Here is a 17,343-nt window from a genome sequence, read left to right as displayed (position 1 = left end):
CACCGACCGTTGCCCGGTGCCGAACTGCGGCAAGGCGATCACGACCAAACCGCGGCAAGGCGATCACGACCAACGGTCGTGATCTACCGGTCGCCGTCCAATTCCGGGTAGTGCCGGAAGATGCCGTTGGTGTTGAACGCCACGCGGCGTTCGCTGGCCAGGTAGGCGGCGATGTTGGGCCGCCGTTCCACCCGTTCCTTGAGCGCGTGCAGCAGTGGCAGCGCCGGCCACAGGGCCTGCATGCGGCGGGGGAACATGTACTCCAGCCCGCTCAGCAGCTGGAACAGCGACAGGTCCACATACGAGTGCTCACGCAGTGGGTGGCGCTCGCCGTTGTGGGCGAGCACGCCCTCGAAGTAGCCGAGGAATTTCGGCAGGCGCTCGCTGCGCATCGCCGCTGCACGTGCCTTGGCTTCGCGTTTCTGGTCCTGGTAGTACTGCGAGGCGGCGATCGGGTGGTGGGTGTCGTGCACTTCGGCGACCAGGTCGGCGATGGTCAACTGCAACTGCAGGGCCTGCCGGCGGCGCGAGGCAGCCTCCGGCACCAGGCCCAGTTCCGGTCCGATCAGGTCCAGGATCGCCGCCACCTGCGCCACTACCTGCTTGCCGGTGCGCACGAATGGCGGCGCGAACGGCTGCAGGCCTTCCACCTTGCCGTCCAGGTAGGGCTGCATGACCGCGTCGCCGTGTACCCGCGCCATGTCGGTGTAGGCGGCCGCGGCATCTTCCAGCGCCAGCCGGATGAACTCGCCGCGCCCCTGGATGCCGGTCCAGTAATACAGTTCGTAGTGCATGCGTGCGCTTCCCGGTCCACCAGCGGCCAGCATCGCCGTCGGGGCGGGAAGCGGGCGTGATCGCGGCGTCGGGGCGCCGTGCGGTGCACGGCCGGCCTCGCCAGCGGCTGAATGCCATCTCATGGCCCCTTGAAACACGCCGGGCTAACCGCATCTGATGGATAGTGCTGGCCTGGCCAGCGGGTTTCTATCGAGGATCACACCATGCGGATGGACAAGCTCACCTCGCGTTTCCAGCAGGCGCTGGCCGACGCGCAGTCGCTGGCCGTTGGCCGCGACCACAACATCATCGAACCGGTGCACGTGTTCACTGCGCTGCTGGACCAGCAGGGCGGCAGCACGCGCCCGTTGCTGTCCCAGGCCGGGGTCAATGTGCCGGTGCTGCGCGAGCGCCTCAACGAGGCGCTGGAGGCGTTGCCCAAGGTGTCCGGGCAGGAGGGCAACCTGTCCATCGGCAACGATCTCAACCGCCTGCTCAACAACACCGACAAGCTGGCCCAGCAGCACGGCGATGCCTTCATCGCCAGCGAGTGGTTCGTGCTGGCCGCACTGGATGACGGCGGCACCCTGGGCATGGCGCTGCGCGCCGCCGGGGCCGACAAGGCCCGCATCGACGCGGCGATCGACAAGATCCGCGGCGGCGAGAGCGTGCAGTCGGAAAATGCCGAAGACCAGCGGCAGGCGCTGGAGAAGTACACCATCGACCTGACCGCGCGTGCCGAGAGCGGCAAGCTGGACCCGGTGATCGGCCGCGATGAAGAGATCCGCCGCACCATCCAGGTGCTGCAGCGCCGGACCAAGAACAACCCGGTGCTGATCGGCGAACCCGGCGTGGGCAAGACCGCCATCGTCGAGGGGCTGGCCCAGCGCATCATCAACGACGAAGTGCCCGAGGGCCTGCGCGGCAAGCGCGTGCTGTCGCTGGACATGGGCGCGTTGATCGCCGGCGCCAAGTTCCGTGGCGAGTTCGAGGAACGCCTGAAGGGCGTGCTCAACGACCTGGCCAAGAGCGAAGGGCAGGTGATCCTGTTCATCGACGAACTGCACACCATGGTCGGTGCCGGCAAGGCCGATGGCGCGATGGATGCCGGCAACATGCTCAAGCCGGCGCTGGCCCGCGGCGAGCTGCACTGCGTGGGCGCCACCACGCTGGATGAGTACCGCAAGTACATCGAGAAGGACGCCGCGCTGGAGCGCCGCTTCCAGAAGGTACTGGTCGGCGAACCCAGCGTGGAGGACACCATCGCGATCCTGCGCGGGCTGAAGGAAAAGTATGCCGTGCACCACGGGGTGGAAATCACCGACCCGGCGATCGTGGCGGCGGCGACGTTGTCGCACCGTTACATCGCCGACCGCCAGCTGCCGGACAAGGCCATCGACCTGATGGACGAGGCCGCCTCGCGGATCCGGATGGAAATCGACTCCAAGCCGGAAGAACTGGACCGCCTGGAGCGCCGGCTGATCCAGCTGAAGATCCAGCGCGAAATGCTGAAGAAGGAAAAGGACGATGCGTCGCGCCAGCGCCTGGCCGACCTGGAGGCGGATATCGACGGCCTGGAGCGCGAGTTCTCCGATCTCAACGAGGTCTGGAAGGCGGAGAAGGCCGCGCTGCAGGGCACGACCCGGATCAAGGAACAGATCGAGCAGGCCAGGCTGGAGCTGGAGGCGGCGCAGCGCCGCCAGGATTTCGGCCGCATGAGCGAGATCCAGTACGGGCAGCTGCCGCAGCTGGAAAAGCAGCTGGCCGCCGCGCAGGAAGCGGAGAGCACCGACTTCAAGCTGGTCCAGGACCGGGTCACCGCCGAGGAGATTGCCGAGGTGGTATCGCGCTGGACCGGCATTCCGGTCAACCGCATGCTGGAAGGCGAGCGCGACAAGCTGCTGCGCATGGAGCAGATGCTGCATGAGCGCGTGGTCGGCCAGGAAGAGGCGATCAAGGTGGTCTCCGATGCGGTGCGGCGTTCGCGCGCCGGGCTGTCCGATCCGGACCGGCCCAGCGGGTCGTTCCTGTTCCTGGGCCCGACCGGCGTGGGCAAGACCGAACTGTGCAAGGCGCTGGCCGAATTCCTGTTCGACAGCAGCGATGCGATGATCCGCATCGACATGAGCGAGTTCATGGAAAAGCACAGCGTTGCGCGCCTGATCGGTGCCCCGCCGGGGTATGTCGGCTACGAGGAAGGCGGCTACCTGACCGAAGCGGTACGCCGCCGGCCGTATTCGCTGATCCTGCTCGACGAGGTTGAGAAGGCGCATACCGATGTGTTCAACATCCTGCTGCAGGTGCTCGACGATGGCCGTCTTACCGATGGCCAGGGCCGTACCGTGGATTTCCGCAATACGGTGATCGTGATGACCTCCAACCTGGGCTCGCACCAGATCCAGGACATGGGCAGCGACGACAGCCCGGAGGCCTACACGCAGATGAAGGCCGCGGTGATGGGCGTGGTGCAGGCGCACTTCCGCCCGGAGTTCATCAACCGGCTGGACGACATCGTGGTGTTCCACCCGCTGGACAAGGCGCAGATCAAGCAGATCGCGCGCATCCAGATGCACGGGCTGGAGAAGCGGCTGGCCGAGCGCGGCCTGCGGATCGAGGTCAGCGATGCGGCGTTCCAGTTGCTGGGCAACGTCGGTTTCGATCCGATCTACGGGGCCCGCCCGCTGAAGCGTGCGATCCAGTCGCAGCTGGAAAATCCACTGGCGCAGAAGATCCTGTCCGGCCAGTTCCTCAGCGGCGATGTGATTGCGGTCGACGCTGCCGAAGGCCACCTGGTCTTCACCAAGGGCTGAAGCCCAAGCAGGCGATGCGTCAGGGCCCGGTGGCGGTTTGCCACCGGGCCTTTTCATGCGCGGCCCGCCCGTCCCTGCGCCGTCCGAGCGCGGCTCGGACCTACCGGCATGCCGGAATCACGACGGTAGGTCCGGCCCGTGGTCGGACATGGTCGGACCCGGTTCACCAGCGGTATTGGTAACCGCTCATCGCGCCGAGCTGGGTCTTCTTCTGCACGATCGGGCTGTCGGCCGCATCGCCGAGCAGGCGGTTGCCTTCCACGCCGATGAACCAGCTGCTGCTGGCATTGATCGGGCGTACCCATTTCAGACCCAGTCCGGCACTGGTCAGGCCCGCCGATGCGGTGTGCCGGGCAAAGCCGCTGCGCGCCGACTGCGCCGCGCTGACCCCGTACCAGGTCTGCACATAGCCGGCATCGCCGTATTCGGTGGACACGCTGGCGCTGAGGCTGCCGCCGGCAACATCGAACAGCGGCACTTCCAGCGACAGCTGCAGCTGTTTGGTGGCCAGCCCGGTGTCGCCGCGGTCCTTGTCCTTGGGTGCGTACTGCGCGTTGGCGCTCAGCACGGTCGGCCCGATCGAGACACTGCCACCCACGCCGACCAGCAGCCGTGTATGGATGTCACCCATACCGCGAAGATGGTCCGAGCCGCCCAGCAGCGAGTCCTTGTCGCGGCGGCTGTCGCTGCCGCCGAGGTAGGCGCGGAGGTTGCCGTGCTCGCCCAGCGTGGTGCCCCAGCCCAACCCACTGCTGCCGAGAAACCAGCCCCCCGGCGCGCTGACTTCGAAGCCCAGCTGGGGTACCGCGGTATAGTCCTCGCTGCCGCTGTAACGCGGCGCCACGCCAGCGCCGACCATGACCTCCAGGCCCCAGCGGTCAGGGTCGGGGTTCTCATTGGCGGCATGGGCGGTAGCGATGGAGGCCAGGCTCAACGGGGCCACGGCGAGGATCAGGCAAATCGAATTCATGCGGGGTTCTCTGCAAGGGGATGACGACTGCAGAGCGGCACCGGCCCGCCCAGGGGCGGCGGGGAGACGACTGCAGGGATGCCATCTTGGCGATCCCGTCGCAGCGGTTCTTTCGGTATTTGTTGGAGAGTTGTAAACAGATGTAACCGGGGATGGCCGCGGTTCAGGCCGGCGCGCGCGGCCAGCGGATTTCCAGCCGTGCCCCACCCAGCGACGCACGCGATACCAGCGCCTGGCCACCGTGGCGTTCGGCGATGCGGCGCACGATGGCCAGGCCCAGGCCGAAGCCACCGGTATCGCGGCTGCGGCTGTCGTCCAGGCGGGTGAACGGTTGCAGCACGCGCACCCGGTCGGCTTCGGCGATGCCTTCGCCGTCGTCGTCCACGCGCAGGCAACAGGTAGCGTCGATCTGCAGCAGGCTGACCTGCACCTGGCTGCGCGCATGCCGCAACGCATTGCAGACCAGGTTGCTCAAGGCCAGCTGCATCAGCCGGGCGTCGATGTGCAGGCAGGCCGGCTCGCAGCGGCGCAGGGCCAGCCCGATGCCGGTGGCGGCCGCCTGGCGCAACGGGTCGGCCAGGCTCTGCTGCAGCCAGGGCAGGGCATCGACCCTGGGCCAGTGGCAGTCCACGCCGCGGTGCTCCAGCCGCTCGTAGGCCAGCAGTTCGCTGACCAGGCGGTTGAGTTCGGCCAGGTCGCTGCGCATGCCGTGCAGCAGGGCCGTGCGGCGCTCATCGCTGGCCTGCTCGACCAGGTCCAGGCCGAAGGCCAGCCGCGCCACCGGCGTGCGCAGTTCGTGCGACACCGCATGGGTGAGATCGCGCTGGCCCTGCACCAGGTCGGCGACCCGGGCGGCCATGCGGTTGGAGTGCTCCACGATCACCCGGATCTGCGAACGGGGCGACACTTGCGCGCGCGCATGCAGGTCGCCGGCGCCGATGCGGTCGGCATGGCCGCGCAGGATTTCCAGGTCGCGCCACAGCAGGCGTACCCAGATGAAGATGCTGGCACCCAGCAGCGCCACCACCCCCAGGTAGGCAAGTACGGTCATGTGCATGGCCATCGACACTTCGCCCGGCAGGCGCAGGCTGAGCCAGCGGCCGTCGTCGGCCTCGATCGGCAGCAGCACCCACTGGAAGGTGTCGCGAACCACGAAGTGCTGCGCACGCAGCATGGTACGTTCGGCGGCATCGAGCACCGGTGGGGTATCCAGCAGGGTCAGCCCGATGCCGTAGTGCGGCTGCCACTGCGCGAGCTGCTGGCGTTGCTGTTGGATGCTGCGGCCGGCCAGGCCGTCGCGCAGTGCGTATATCTGCCCGCGTATCTGCTGCACGAATACCTGGTCCAGCCTTGGCGAGTAGATCTGGTCCAGGATCAGGTTCAAGCCCAGTACCGACAGCACGAAACAGGCGCTGGTGACCAACCACAGGCGCAGGAACAAGCGCGTCATGGTTTACCAGCCGGCCGGGTTGAACTGGTAGCCGCGGCCCCAGATGGTTTTGATCCGGCGCGGTTCGCGCGGGTCGTCGCCCAGCTTGCGGCGCAGCTTGCCGATGCATACGTCCACGCTGCGGTCCAGGCCGTCAAAGCCGATCCCGCGCACCGCCAGCAGGATCTGGTCGCGCGACAGGATCTGCCCGGGCTGGCTGGCCAGCAGCCACAGGATCTCGAACTCGGTGGTGCTCAGTTCGATGCGCTGCTGTTGGTGGCTGACTTCGCGCTCGGCGCGGTCGATGCACAGGCTGCCGAAGCTGGCCTTGCTGCGGTTGCCGCCGGCCGGTTGCTGGCGCCGCAGCAATGCGCGCAGGCGCGCCAGCAGCAGGCGCGGTTCGATCGGTTTGAGCACGTAGTCGTCGGCACCGGACTCCAGCCCCAGCACCTGTTCCACATCGTCTTCGCAGGCGGTCAGGATCAGGATCGGCACTTCGGAGAACGCGCGGATCTGCCGGCACACCTCGATGCCGCCCACGCCGGGCAGCATCAGGTCCAGCACCACCACCTGCGGTGCCAGCTGGCGGCAGGCTTCCACCGCCAGATCGCCGCGGTGTACCGACTGCACCGCAAAGCCATGCTCGCCCAGGTAGTGCTGCACCAGCTCGCCAAGGCGGCGGTCGTCTTCCACCAGCAACACCTGCGGCAGTGCGGTGGGCAGGCTGCCGGGCATCCATTGGGCTGCGAACATGGTCCGGGGTTCCTTGCCGGTGGTGGGAGGCGAATATCGTCCTGTGGCGGCGAAGACTAGCAATGGGCCGTGCCGGAATCGCTGAACCCCGGGCAACGGTCACCATGCGCGGGCGTGCGGTGCGCGGCCAGGGCAAATCACCATGCGGCCTGAGTCCATGCGCAAACGGCATGAGCCGGCGCGCACCACTGCGGTATGGTCGGCTGCTCAACCGGAGCAGGCGCAATGGCAGAGCAAGGCAGCAATCCGCAGCAGCATTCCCCGCAGGCCCCGCAATGGAAGGCCGAAACCATCGCCGTGCATGGCGGCTACCGGCCCGATCCGACCACCCGTGCGGTGGCGGTGCCGATCTACCAGACCGTGGCCTATGCCTTCGATGACACCCAGCATGGCGCCGACCTGTTCGACCTGAAGGTGCCGGGCAATATCTACACCCGCATCATGAACCCCACCACCGATGTACTGGAGCAACGCATCGCCGCGCTGGAAGGCGGGGTCGGGGCGCTGGCGCTGGCCTCGGGCCAGGCGGCGATCACCTATGCGATCCAGACCATCGCCGAAGCCGGCGACAACATCGTGTCCTCCAGCGCGTTGTATGGCGGCACCTACAACCTGTTCGCGCACACCCTGCCGCAGTTCGGCATCCACACCCGCTTTGCCGACTACCGCGACCCGCAGGCGTTCGCCGCGCTGATCGACGAGCGGACCAAGGCGGTGTTTGTCGAGTCGATCGGCAACCCGCGCGGCAACATCACCGACCTTGAAGCGGTGGCGAAGATCGCCCATGCGCACGGCGTGCCGGTGATCGTCGACAACACCGTGGCCACGCCGTATCTGCAGCGTTCGTTCGACTTCGGCGCCGACATCGTGGTGCATTCGCTGACCAAGTACCTGGGCGGGCACGGCACCAGCCTGGGCGGGGCGATCGTCGATTCCGGGCGCTTCCCCTGGGCCGAGCACAAGCAGCGTTTCCGCCGCTTGAACGAGCCGGATGTGAGCTACCACGGCGTGGTCTACACCGAGGCGCTGGGGCCGGCGGCGTACATCGGCCGGGCGCGGGTGGTGCCGTTGCGCAATACCGGCGCGGCGATCTCGCCGTTCAATGCCTTCCTGATCCTGCAGGGCATCGAGACCCTGGCGCTGCGCATGGACCGGATCAACGCCAACACGCTGGCGGTGGCCGGCTACCTGCGCGACCACCCCGCGGTGGACTGGGTCAACTACGCCGCGCTGCCCGATCATCCCGAGCACGCGCTGGCGCGCAAGTACCTGCGCGGCCACGGTTCGGGCGTGCTGACCTTCGGCCTGCCCGGCGGGCGCGCGGCCGGCGCGCGCTTCCTCGATGCGCTGCAGTTGTTCACCCGGCTGGTCAACCTGGGCGATGCCAAATCGCTGGCCACCCATCCGGCCTCGACCACGCACCGCCAGCTGGATGCGGCCGAACTGGAACGGGCCGGGGTCAGCGAAGACACGGTGCGGCTGTCGGTGGGCATCGAGCATATCGACGACCTGCTGGCCGACCTGGCGCAGGCGCTGGCCAAGGTCTAGCGGTCGGCGCATGGCCGCACCGCTGCCACCTTTGCGCTGTGCGGCGGCAGTTTTGCGCGCCGCAGTTTGTTTGTGCGCTGGCGCCCCGCTGCGTTGACGACCCCGCTGCCGGCCTCTATAGATGTGCGTCCAGCAGGCGTGGGCAAGGTCAGCAATGAAGATGGGCCCGAACCGTTGCATCCCGTACTTTCCGGCGTTTGCCGCTGCGTTGGCCGGCATCGCGCTGATCGCGCCGGGCCGGGCCCATGACGCGCCGCTGCCGGCGCCCACCGCGCCACCGGCAGCGGCCTGCCCGGCGCTGCTGCAGGCCGATTTCAACGGCGTGCTGGATGCGCCCACCCGGCTCAGCCAGGCCCGGTTGATCGCCGCGCAGGCCGATACGCCCGGTTACTGCGAGGTCATCGGGCAGGTCGCACCGTCGGTAGGCTTCGTGCTGCGCCTGCCGGCCGACCACTGGAACGGCAAGTTCTTCCAGGAAGGTTGTGGTGGCTTCTGTGGGGGGTACAACCTTGAAGTGAAGGCCGGCCCGTATGGTTTCCTCGGCCCGCTGCGGCGCGGTTATGCGCATCTGGTCTTCGACGGCGGGCATGTGGCCAGCCCGATGGAGGCGCGCTGGGCGCAGGACAACCTGCAGGCGCAGTTCGATTTCGGGGTGCGCGCCCCGCACGTGGCGGCGCTGGCCGGCAAGGCGATCGTCGCCCACTACTACCGCCGCCCACCGCGCCATTCCTATTTCGCCGGCTGCTCGTCCGGCGGCCAGCAGGCCCTGTCCCAGGCGCAGCGGTTTCCGTGGGATTTCGACGGCATCCTGGTCGGGGCGCCGTCGCCGACGTTCTCCGGCCCGATGCTCAACTACCTGTGGGCCGGCCGCGCGCTGGCCGGCAAGGTCAGCGAGGCCGACCTGCAGCGGGTGCACGCCCATGCCGTTGCCCAGTGCGATATGGACGATGGGATCAAGGACGGCATCATCGGCAACCCGACCCATTGCCGGGCCGACCCGGCCGACCTGCAGTGCCGGCCGGGGCAGGCCTCGGCGTGCCTGAGCGCGGTGCAGGTGGCGGCCGTCGGGCAGGTGTACGCCGGGCCGACCACCTCCAGTGGCGAGCGGATCTACACCGGCGGGCCGTTGCGCGGCTCGGAACTGAACTGGATCCGCAGCGGCGGCGCTACCGCATATGTCGATGCGGCCGGCAACATCGCGCCCTGGTCGCGCGAGTACTTCGCCCACGCCGGCTTCATGCCGGCGCCGGGGGCGGGGTGGCAGGTGGCCGATTTCGATTTCGACCGCGACTACAAGCGGCTGCGCCTGGCCGAGTCGCTGTTCGGCGCGGCCGACAATCCGGACCTGCGCCGGTTCAAGGCCGCCGGCGGCAAGATGATCATGTACCAGGGCCTGCAGGACGAGTCGGATATTCCGGCCGATGCCATCGACTACTACCAGACGGTGCAGCGGACCATGGGTGGGCCCGAGGCCACCCGGTCCTTCTTCCGGTTCTTCGCGGTGCCGGGCATGAACCACTGTTTCGGCGGGCCCGGCGCGTATGCGATCGACTACCTGGCCTATCTGGAGGCGTGGGTGGAGCAGGGCCAGGCGCCTCAGAAAATGATCGGTGCGCATATCGCCGACCTCACCCCGGAGCGGATGCGACAGCTCACCTTCCCGCTGGACCCGGCCATCCCGGTGCAGTTCACCCGCCCGGTCTACCCCTACCCGCTGCGCGCCCATTACCTTGGCCACGGTGATCCGGATGCGGCCGACAGCTTCGGCCCGGTCGCGCCGGATGACGCCGATGCCGGTTCGGCGCGGGACCGTTGATGAAGGCCTCCGGACAACCGGCCAGGCGCCGTCCCGGCATCCGGGTGAACTGCGACCTGGCCAGCTTGGTGGACTGCCAACTGCAGCCGCGGCTGGCCGGGTTCCGCACCTTGCCGTGGCAGCCCTACGCCAACCGGTCAGGGTTGCGGTTGAGCGCGCCGACCCTGCACGATGCCGACGGCGACGGGTTCACCGAGATCGCCGACGCCGGTGACGGGCTGCACGCGATCATGACCGACTGGCGCGGCGATGCCGCCACGCTGACCGCTACCTGGGCCGAGACGGTGCCCGATCAGTACGGCTACCTGTACATCGGGCTGCAAGGCGATGGCCGCCTGGAGGTGGAAGGACTGGGCGCGGCGCGCCGCGATGGACCGTCGTGCGCGCTGACCGTGGCGCCACCGGGCGCGATCTATCTGTGGCGCACCCAGCCGGGCATCCGCCGCCGCGGGGTCAGCATCGCCTTCCACGCGCGTGTACTGCTGCAGCGTTACCCGGACCTGGCGCGGCAGTGCGGGAAAACACTGGGGCCCTGGCTGGAGAACCGCGAGACGCAGATGCGTGACTTCGACGTGCCATTGTCGCCACTGATGGCGGCGGCGGCCGGCAGCCTGCTGAACATGAAAATGGAAGGCGACTTCCGCCGTGCCTTCGTCTGCGCCACTGTCGAGCAGCTGCTGTGCCTGGCCCTGTCGGCGCTGGCCGGGCGCGGCACGGTGGCCAGTAGGCTGTCGGCGCGCGAGCGGGCCACCCTGCAGCTGGTGCGCGCCAGCCTGGATGCCAATCTGCAGCAGTTGCCCTCGGTGCAACAACTGACCCGGCAGTTCGGCATCAACCGCACCAAGCTGGCGGTCGGCTTCAGGCAGCTGTTCGGGGTCTCGGTATCGGGCTATGTCATGGAACAGCGCATGCGCGCGGCCTATGAACTGCTTGCAGATCAGCAGCGTTCGATCGCCGAGGTGGCCGCGGCAGTGGGTTACACCCACGTGTGTAATTTCGCCACTGCCTTCAAGCGCCGCTATGGCATGCCGCCAAGCCGCTGCCTGCCTGGGCGGTGAAACCGGGCGCTGCCGGCGGCCCGTGCGAGGATCGACCACTGCCGGCCAATGGCGCAAGATCGGCCACGCGCTGGGTCGGCGCCCGGCGCATGCTGGCCCCCACCCCGACATGGAGCCTGTCATGCGCCGCATCGCCCAGCTACGCCAGCGCCACGGTATCGACCGGGTCATCGCCCACCTGCAGCAGTGCCTGCGCGCCGGCCAGCCGCTGCCCGACCTGGACGCGTTGGCGGCAGTGGCGCACCAGTCGCCGTTCCACTTCCATCGGCTGTACCGCGCGCTGACCGGTGAAGCCCCCGGCCGCACCGTGGCACGGCTGCGCCTGCTGCATGCCCTGCAGCTGCTGGGCCAGGCTGACAGCCGGGTCACCGAGGTGGCGCTGACCGTGGGCTATGAGAGCCCGCAGGGCCTTGCGCGCGCCTGCCGGCAGGCGCTCGATGCCACCCCCAGTGCACTGCGCGCGGATGTGCAGCTGCGCACGCACTGGCAACAGCGGTTGTCGCTGCCGGCCGGCGATGCCGACGCCATGGACGTGCCGCTGCAGGTACGGGTGACCACGCTGGAGCCGTTCGACGTGGTGGTGCTGCGCAAGCGCGGCGCCTTCGATGACCTCGACCAGGCGTTCGGCCAGGTGTTCGCCTGGGCGGCCGAACATGGGCTGGCCGGGCACCTGCAGCAGCTGGTCGGGATCGCGCTCAACGACCACCGCGATGTAGCGGCCGATGCATGCGAGTTCGAGTGCGGGATGGGCTTTGGGCGCGTGTTGGCCGGCGTCCCGGCGCCATTGCGTGCGCTGACCCTGGGCGGTGGCGAGTATGCCGTGCTGCGCCATGTAGGCAGCTACGCCGGATTGGAAGCGGCCACCGACGCACTGCTGCGCCAGTGGCTGCCTGACAGCGGGCGCGCATTGCGCGATGCGCCGCTGTACTACCACTACCTGGACGATCCCGAAGACGTGCCCGAGGCGATGCTGCGCGCGGACATCTGCGTGCCGTTGCGGTGAGATCGCGCATCCACGCATGGCGTGGATCTACGGCCGTATCGGCGTATCAAACGGGTATTGCATCGTGCGCGCATGGGTAGATCCACGCCATGCGTGGATGCGGCCCACCCGCAAGCGCGTGCGCGGCCGCTTACACCACCGGGATGCTGTGCTTGCCCATGCTGCGGTAGGGCGGTGTGGCCATCACCATCTCGGCCAGCGAATAGGCCAGTTCGCGCTCGGCCATCACCGTGCCGTCGGCGCCGTGTTCGAGCAGGTGCTTGACCTCGGCATCGCTGTGCGCGCGCGCCAGCAGAGTCAGGCCCGGGTTGAGCGCGCGCAGCTTGGCCAGGGTTTCACCGGCTTCCAGCGGTTGCGGAATGGCCAGCACCGCGATCTTGGCGCGCTCGGGATGGGCCTCGGCCAGCACCTTGTCCGCCGCCGCGCTGCCGCGGATGCCGGGCAGGCCGGCGGCATGCGCGGCGGCCACGTGTTCCTTGTTGTCGTCGATCACCAGCACCGGCACGCCGCGATCGCGCAGCACCTGCGCCAGCGCGCTGCCGACCCGCCCGTAGCCGATCACGATGGCGTGGTCGTGCAGGTCCAGGGACGGGCCCGGCGGCAGGTCGGTTTCCACCACGGTCGGAGTGGTTTCCTGGTGCCTGGCCAGCCAGCGGTCGAGCAGGCCGAATACCAGCGGGTTGAGCATGATCGAGATCAGCGCGCCGGCCAGCACCAGCGCCTGGCCGGTGGGCGGCAGGATCTTCAGGGTGACCCCGAGGCCGGCGATGATGAAGGCGAACTCGCCGATCTGGGCCAGGCTGGCCGAAATGGTCAGCGCGGTGCCGGTGGGGTGGCCGAACGCACGCACGATCACGAACGCGGCTGCGGACTTGCCGAACATGATGATCGCCGCGGTGGCCAGTACCTGCCAGGGATGTTCGAGCAGGATGCTGGGGTCGAACAGCATGCCCACCGAGACGAAGAACAGCACCGCGAACGCATCGCGCAGCGGCAGCGAATCGTTGGCGGCCTTGTGGCTGAGTTCGGATTCGTTGAGCAGCATGCCGGCAAAGAACGCGCCCAGCGCGAATGACACCCCGAACAACATGGCCGAGCCGAACGCCACGCCCAGTGCGATCGCCAGCACCGCCAGGGTGAACAGTTCGCGCGAACCGGTGCTGGCGATGCGTTCGAGGATCCACGGGATCAACCGCCGCCCGACCACCAGCATCACCGCCACGAACAGGCCCAGCTGCACGAAGGTCCAGCCGATGCTGGCCAGCACGCTGCCGACGGTATGGGTTTCCTCGGCCGACGCCGGCCCGAACACTCCGGCCAGCACCGGCATCATCACCAGGGCCAGCACGCAGGCCAGGTCCTCGACGATCAGCCAGCCCACCGCGATCTTGCCGCGCTGGGTTTCCAGCAACCGGCGTTCTTCCATCGCGCGCAGCAGCACCACGGTACTGGCAGTGGCCAGGGCGAAGCCGAACACCACCCCGTGGATCACCGGCCAGCCCATCCAGGTGGCCAGGCCCCAGCCGAGCAGGGTGGCCACCAGGATCTGGCCGATCGCACCGGGAATGGCGATCGCCTTGACCGCGATCAGGTCCTTCAGCGAGAAATGCAGGCCGACCCCGAACATCAGCAGCATCACGCCGATTTCGGCCAGCTGGTTGGCCAGCGCCTGGTCGGCGACGAAGCCGGGGGTGAACGGGCCTACGCAGATGCCAGCAACCAGATAACCGACCAGCGGGGACAATCGCAGCTTGTTGGCCAGCGCGCCAAGGATGAAGGCGAGCCCAAGGCCAACGGCCACGATGTTGATCAGGTCGGAGTCATGGTGCATCGGGGCTCGCAATGTGGGGGATGCCCCGATTTTCACCGATGCGGCTGGATACGGCAAACCGTGGCGTGGTTTGCCCGTGCAGGTGGTCTCGTTCCTGGCCTACTCGGCCTGCTTCAGGCGAGCGCCGGTCGGGCCGTTCGCTGGAGCGGTGGTTAAAGGAAAGACCTGTTCTTCGCCGTCGGCGAAGAACATTACAACGATAGGCGCCAGCAGGGGGATTTCCTGCACCGCAGGTTTGGGTGGGCCAGGCACGATGTGACGGCGCAGCATGGTTGCGCAGTCACCAGAAATCGGACACCGGTCGATGACGATCTTCATGGTGTCCGCCTCGACGACGTAGCTGATTCCCGCTGCGTAGTACATGCTTTCGGCAGGTTCTTCGAACTGCACCTGGAGGGTGGAGTCGGACACCTTGGTCACCACGACCGGCTCGACGCTTGACTTGGAATAGCTCGGTTTCACGTGATCTCCTGCACATCCGGAAAGCGGGACCGCCGCCAGCGCCGCCCACGCGATGGCACGGCGCACCACGCGGCGTGCGCTGCTGGAGAGGTTCAGTGGGAGGTCTTGGCGATTCATGCCTGGATTCTGGCATGGCGCCGCGTGTGAAATACGTGTTGGGGAGCACAGTAGTGCCGGCCGTTGGCCGGCACTACCTTGGAGGGGCCAGGTCCGACGCATCGTCGGACCTGCTCCGTTCCGGCACCTGGGTGTGTCCGAGCGTGGCTCGGACCTACCGGCTTACCACTTGTAGCCGATGCGCCCGTATACGTAAGCGCCATTGAAGCCGTACGGCGAGTAGTTGCTGTACGGCAGCATGCCCCAGGTGGAGTTCTGCAGGTCCACGGTGCGGTCGGGGTACTCATCCAGCAGGTTGTCCGCGCCCAGGGTCAAGGTCCAGTTGTCGCTGGGCTTGTAGCTGACCGAGGCGTCCAGCACCCACGAAGCGTCATAGGTCTGGTCGCGCAGCGCGGTGGCCGAGTTGCGCACGGTGAAGCTGCCATAGCGGGTGGCGGCCAGGTTCAGGTTCCAGTGGTCGCTGCGCCAGGTGCCGCTTAGGATGGTCTTGTTGTGCGGGTAGCTGTCCTCGATGCGGCCGATTTCATCGCGGCCGATCAGCGACTGGGTGATGCCCAGCGTGCCGAACACCGGCGGGGTGGCGATGAACTTCTTCACCTCGGTGTCGTTGTAGCTGTAGGCGGCGGTCAGTTCCAGCGAGCTGGCAGCGAAGGGAATCGTGTAGCTGGAGACCGCATCCACGCCGCGGGTGCGGGTATCCACGCCGTTGGTGAAGTAGGAGAACGCGGTGACGCCCGGCAGCCCCAGCCCGCCCAGCAGCGAATTGGCCGCCGCATTGGTGGTGATGTTGGTGGACAGCACGATGCGGTCGTCGATGTCGATCTGGTACGCATCCACGGTCAGGTACAGCCGGTCCACCGGCTGCAGCACCAGGCCCACGCTGTAGGAGGTGGAGCTTTCGGCCTTCAGCGGGCTGGCGCCCAGGGCCTGCGCGGCCGCGCTGGTGGTGGGGAAGGTGCCGCGTTCGACGAAGGTTCCGTTGACGATCGTGCTGGTCACCGCCTGGTAGCTCTGCTGGGCCAGCGACGGCGCGCGGAAGCCGGAGGAGGCGGTGGCGCGCAGCGCGATCTTGTCGGTGAACGCATAACGCGCCGACAGCTTGCCGGAGAACTTGTCGCCGAAGTCCGAGTAGTCCTCGTAGCGGCCGGTCACGCCGGCGGAGAACTTGTCGGTGAGGTCCGCTTCCAGCCCGGCGTAGACGGCGTAGTTGTCGCGGTCGGCGTCCACCGCATTGAGCGGGGTGAAGCCGCCGAAGCCCTGCGCGCCGCTGCCGAAGTAGGAAGCGGGCTCGCCGGCCGACTGTTCCCACTTTTCCTTGCGGTACTCGCCACCGAAGGACAGCGTGACCGGATAGGCCAGGCCCCAGTCCAGGGTCTTGGTCAGGTCGGCGTTGACGATGTCCTGCCGGTACTTGAGCGTGCCGTCGTAGAAGGCGCGCGGGCTGGGCAGGCCGAGGCTGTAGTTGATGCTGTTGCGGGTGTGGAAGTCGATGGTGTTTTCGCCATGGTTGGCGCTGACATCCCAGGTCCAGCCGCTGTCGGTGTCGCCCTTGACCCCGGCCACCAGCGAACGGTCCTTGGAGTACTGGTGGATCTGCGGCACGAAGCCGTCGGGGTAGGTCTGCGCCAGCAGCGCGCCCTGGCCGCTGTTGGTGCGCGAGCGGTAGAAGGCGAAGGAGGTGATGTCGCGGTTGCTGGCCATCGCGGTGGCATAGGCCGAGACATGGTCGCTGAACTGGAAACTGGCGTTGACCGAGGCGGCGGTGGCATCCACCTGCGGGTCGCCGACGACGAAGGTGGTCTGGCCGATGTCGGGGAAGTTGCCGGTGTTCGGCGTGGTGCCCTGGTAGGGGCCGGCGCGATTGCTCTCGTCCTGCTGGCTGATCTGCCCGGCCACGTGCACGCTGCCGCGGCCGTCGGCGAAGCCGATCCCGGCATCGCCGGAGAGCTGGTACTTGTTGCCGTCGCCGGCCGAGTACTGGCCCGCGTCCAGGGCCAGGCTGCCGCCGGCGGCCGAGCCCTTGAGCACGATGTTGACCACCCCGGCGATGGCGTCCGAGCCGTACTGGGCCGAGGCGCCGTCGCGCAGCACTTCCACCCGCTCGATGGCCGCGATCGGGATCGCGTTGATGTCCACCGCCGAAGAGCCGCGGCCGATGCTGCCGTTGACGTTGATCTGCGCCGAGGTGTGGCGGCGCTTGCCGTTCACCAGTACCAGCACCTGGTCCGGCGACAGCCCGCGCAGCTGCGCCGGGCGGATGCCGCTGGTGCCGTCGGTCAGGGCCGGGCGCGGGAAGTTCAGCGAGGGCAGGGCGCGCGCCAGGGCGGTGGCCAGCTCGGTGGTGCCGGTGGACTGCAGCACCTCGGGGGTGATGATGTCGATCGGCGACTGCGACTCGGCCACGGTACGGTCGGCGACCCGGGTGCCGGTGACGATGACCGTGTCCAGTGTGTTGGCGGCGGTACGCGCCGGGGCGTCCTGGGCGGAGGCGGACAGGCTGGAGATACCGAGGGCGACCGCTACGGCGGCGGCGAGCGTACTGGTCTTGCGGTTCATCAGGATGTGGCTCCGGTAGGAATGGCGCGGCACCGGAACGACATCACGACAGCGGCAGGCAGGTCGGCGAAGGCGGGGTGTTGCGGTGCGCAATAACGAATTAACGGGATATTCATCACTTGTCAAATATTCGCCACATCCGTAAAAAACGTTGCAGCAGCAACCATTTACGTAAAGCGGAAGGGGCCAGACGAGGGTCCCGGGGAGGCGCAGGCG

12 protein-coding genes are annotated in these 17,343 nt (G+C 67.9%); 5 read left to right on the top strand and 7 right to left on the bottom strand.

All coding sequences use genetic code 11. The features are described 5' to 3' along the window. Positions 1-83: 83 nt before the first annotated feature. Positions 84-794, bottom strand: a complete 711-nt coding sequence (locus tag AC3ITM_RS14705; RefSeq protein WP_489266020.1) for a glutathione S-transferase — start codon at positions 792-794, stop codon at positions 84-86. A gap of 204 nt (positions 795-998) precedes the next feature. Here AC3ITM_RS14705 and clpB point away from each other — a divergent pair, with 204 nt between their 5' ends. After that, complete coding sequence (clpB, locus tag AC3ITM_RS14700; RefSeq protein WP_489266018.1) at positions 999-3,584, top strand: ATP-dependent chaperone ClpB; 2,586 nt, start codon at positions 999-1,001, stop codon at positions 3,582-3,584. A 163-nt stretch (positions 3,585-3,747) separates the two neighbouring features. Here the strand turns inward: clpB and AC3ITM_RS14695 are convergent, their stop codons facing one another. The 3 genes from AC3ITM_RS14695 to AC3ITM_RS14685 form a co-directional block, all read right to left on the bottom strand. Next, positions 3,748-4,554, bottom strand: a complete 807-nt coding sequence (locus tag AC3ITM_RS14695; protein WP_489266016.1) for a MipA/OmpV family protein — start codon at positions 4,552-4,554, stop codon at positions 3,748-3,750. A 163-nt stretch (positions 4,555-4,717) separates the two neighbouring features. Continuing rightward, positions 4,718-6,004, bottom strand: coding sequence for an ATP-binding protein (locus AC3ITM_RS14690; protein ID WP_489266015.1), 1,287 nt, complete (start codon positions 6,002-6,004; stop codon positions 4,718-4,720). Positions 6,005-6,007: 3 nt separating this feature from the next. Continuing rightward, positions 6,008-6,736: a winged helix-turn-helix domain-containing protein gene (locus tag AC3ITM_RS14685; protein WP_489266013.1), complete on the bottom strand. Its 729-nt coding sequence runs from the start codon at positions 6,734-6,736 to the stop codon at positions 6,008-6,010. 225 nt (positions 6,737-6,961) lie between these two features. On the opposite strand from AC3ITM_RS14685, the gene AC3ITM_RS14680 reads away from it, so the two are divergent. The 4 genes from AC3ITM_RS14680 to AC3ITM_RS14665 all read left to right on the top strand — a co-directional run bounded on the left by AC3ITM_RS14680 (position 6,962) and on the right by AC3ITM_RS14665 (position 12,161). Beyond that, a complete protein-coding gene (locus AC3ITM_RS14680) occupies positions 6,962-8,284 on the top strand; it encodes an O-acetylhomoserine aminocarboxypropyltransferase/cysteine synthase family protein (RefSeq protein ID WP_489266012.1) in 1,323 nt (440 codons plus the stop codon). A gap of 160 nt (positions 8,285-8,444) precedes the next feature. Beyond that, positions 8,445-10,100 (top strand): tannase/feruloyl esterase family alpha/beta hydrolase, encoded by a 1,656-nt coding sequence (locus tag AC3ITM_RS14675; RefSeq protein WP_489266010.1) that lies wholly within the window; start codon positions 8,445-8,447, stop codon positions 10,098-10,100. Continuing rightward, the gene (locus AC3ITM_RS14670) at positions 10,100-11,158 is read left to right on the top strand and encodes a helix-turn-helix domain-containing protein (protein ID WP_489266008.1); all 1,059 of its coding nucleotides are present in this window, start codon (positions 10,100-10,102) and stop codon (positions 11,156-11,158) included. Before AC3ITM_RS14675 ends, AC3ITM_RS14670 begins: the two co-directional genes overlap by 1 nt. 121 nt (positions 11,159-11,279) lie before the next feature. Further along, complete coding sequence (locus AC3ITM_RS14665; protein WP_489266006.1) at positions 11,280-12,161, top strand: AraC family transcriptional regulator; 882 nt, start codon at positions 11,280-11,282, stop codon at positions 12,159-12,161. Between the two features lie 130 nt (positions 12,162-12,291). On the opposite strand, the gene ybaL is transcribed toward AC3ITM_RS14665, so the two are convergent. From ybaL to AC3ITM_RS14650, 3 genes are all read right to left on the bottom strand, one after another. Further along, positions 12,292-13,992: a YbaL family putative K(+) efflux transporter gene (gene ybaL / locus AC3ITM_RS14660; RefSeq protein WP_489266004.1), complete on the bottom strand. Its 1,701-nt coding sequence runs from the start codon at positions 13,990-13,992 to the stop codon at positions 12,292-12,294. Positions 13,993-14,091: 99 nt separating this feature from the next. Next, positions 14,092-14,571 (bottom strand): hypothetical protein, encoded by a 480-nt coding sequence (locus AC3ITM_RS14655; protein WP_489266002.1) that lies wholly within the window; start codon positions 14,569-14,571, stop codon positions 14,092-14,094. A gap of 162 nt (positions 14,572-14,733) precedes the next feature. Beyond that, the gene (locus AC3ITM_RS14650; RefSeq protein WP_489266000.1) at positions 14,734-17,127 is read right to left on the bottom strand and encodes a TonB-dependent receptor plug domain-containing protein; all 2,394 of its coding nucleotides are present in this window, start codon (positions 17,125-17,127) and stop codon (positions 14,734-14,736) included. Positions 17,128-17,343 lie beyond the last annotated feature (216 nt).

This window comes from Stenotrophomonas sp. KH_029, from assembly GCF_057839765.1.
Note: the sequence above shows the minus strand (reverse complement) of the source record. Positions and strands in the feature narration are given on the sequence as shown.

Bases quoted from the DNA above. Each gene is read 5' to 3' on its own strand.
- AC3ITM_RS14705 (WP_489266020.1), bottom strand. From the start codon at position 794: ATGCACTACGAACTGTATTACTGGACCGGCATCCAGGGGCGCGGCGAG.
- AC3ITM_RS14675 (WP_489266010.1), top strand. From the start codon at position 8,445: ATGGGCCCGAACCGTTGCATCCCGTACTTTCCGGCGTTTGCCGCTGCG.
- clpB (WP_489266018.1), top strand. From the start codon at position 999: ATGCGGATGGACAAGCTCACCTCGCGTTTCCAGCAGGCGCTGGCCGAC.
- ybaL (WP_489266004.1), bottom strand. From the start codon at position 13,992: ATGCACCATGACTCCGACCTGATCAACATCGTGGCCGTTGGCCTTGGG.
- AC3ITM_RS14685 (WP_489266013.1), bottom strand. From the start codon at position 6,736: ATGTTCGCAGCCCAATGGATGCCCGGCAGCCTGCCCACCGCACTGCCG.
- AC3ITM_RS14680 (WP_489266012.1), top strand. From the start codon at position 6,962: ATGGCAGAGCAAGGCAGCAATCCGCAGCAGCATTCCCCGCAGGCCCCG.
- AC3ITM_RS14655 (WP_489266002.1), bottom strand. From the start codon at position 14,571: ATGAATCGCCAAGACCTCCCACTGAACCTCTCCAGCAGCGCACGCCGC.
- AC3ITM_RS14650 (WP_489266000.1), bottom strand. From the start codon at position 17,127: ATGAACCGCAAGACCAGTACGCTCGCCGCCGCCGTAGCGGTCGCCCTC.
- AC3ITM_RS14670 (WP_489266008.1), top strand. From the start codon at position 10,100: ATGAAGGCCTCCGGACAACCGGCCAGGCGCCGTCCCGGCATCCGGGTG.
- AC3ITM_RS14665 (WP_489266006.1), top strand. From the start codon at position 11,280: ATGCGCCGCATCGCCCAGCTACGCCAGCGCCACGGTATCGACCGGGTC.
- AC3ITM_RS14690 (WP_489266015.1), bottom strand. From the start codon at position 6,004: ATGACGCGCTTGTTCCTGCGCCTGTGGTTGGTCACCAGCGCCTGTTTC.
- AC3ITM_RS14695 (WP_489266016.1), bottom strand. From the start codon at position 4,554: ATGAATTCGATTTGCCTGATCCTCGCCGTGGCCCCGTTGAGCCTGGCC.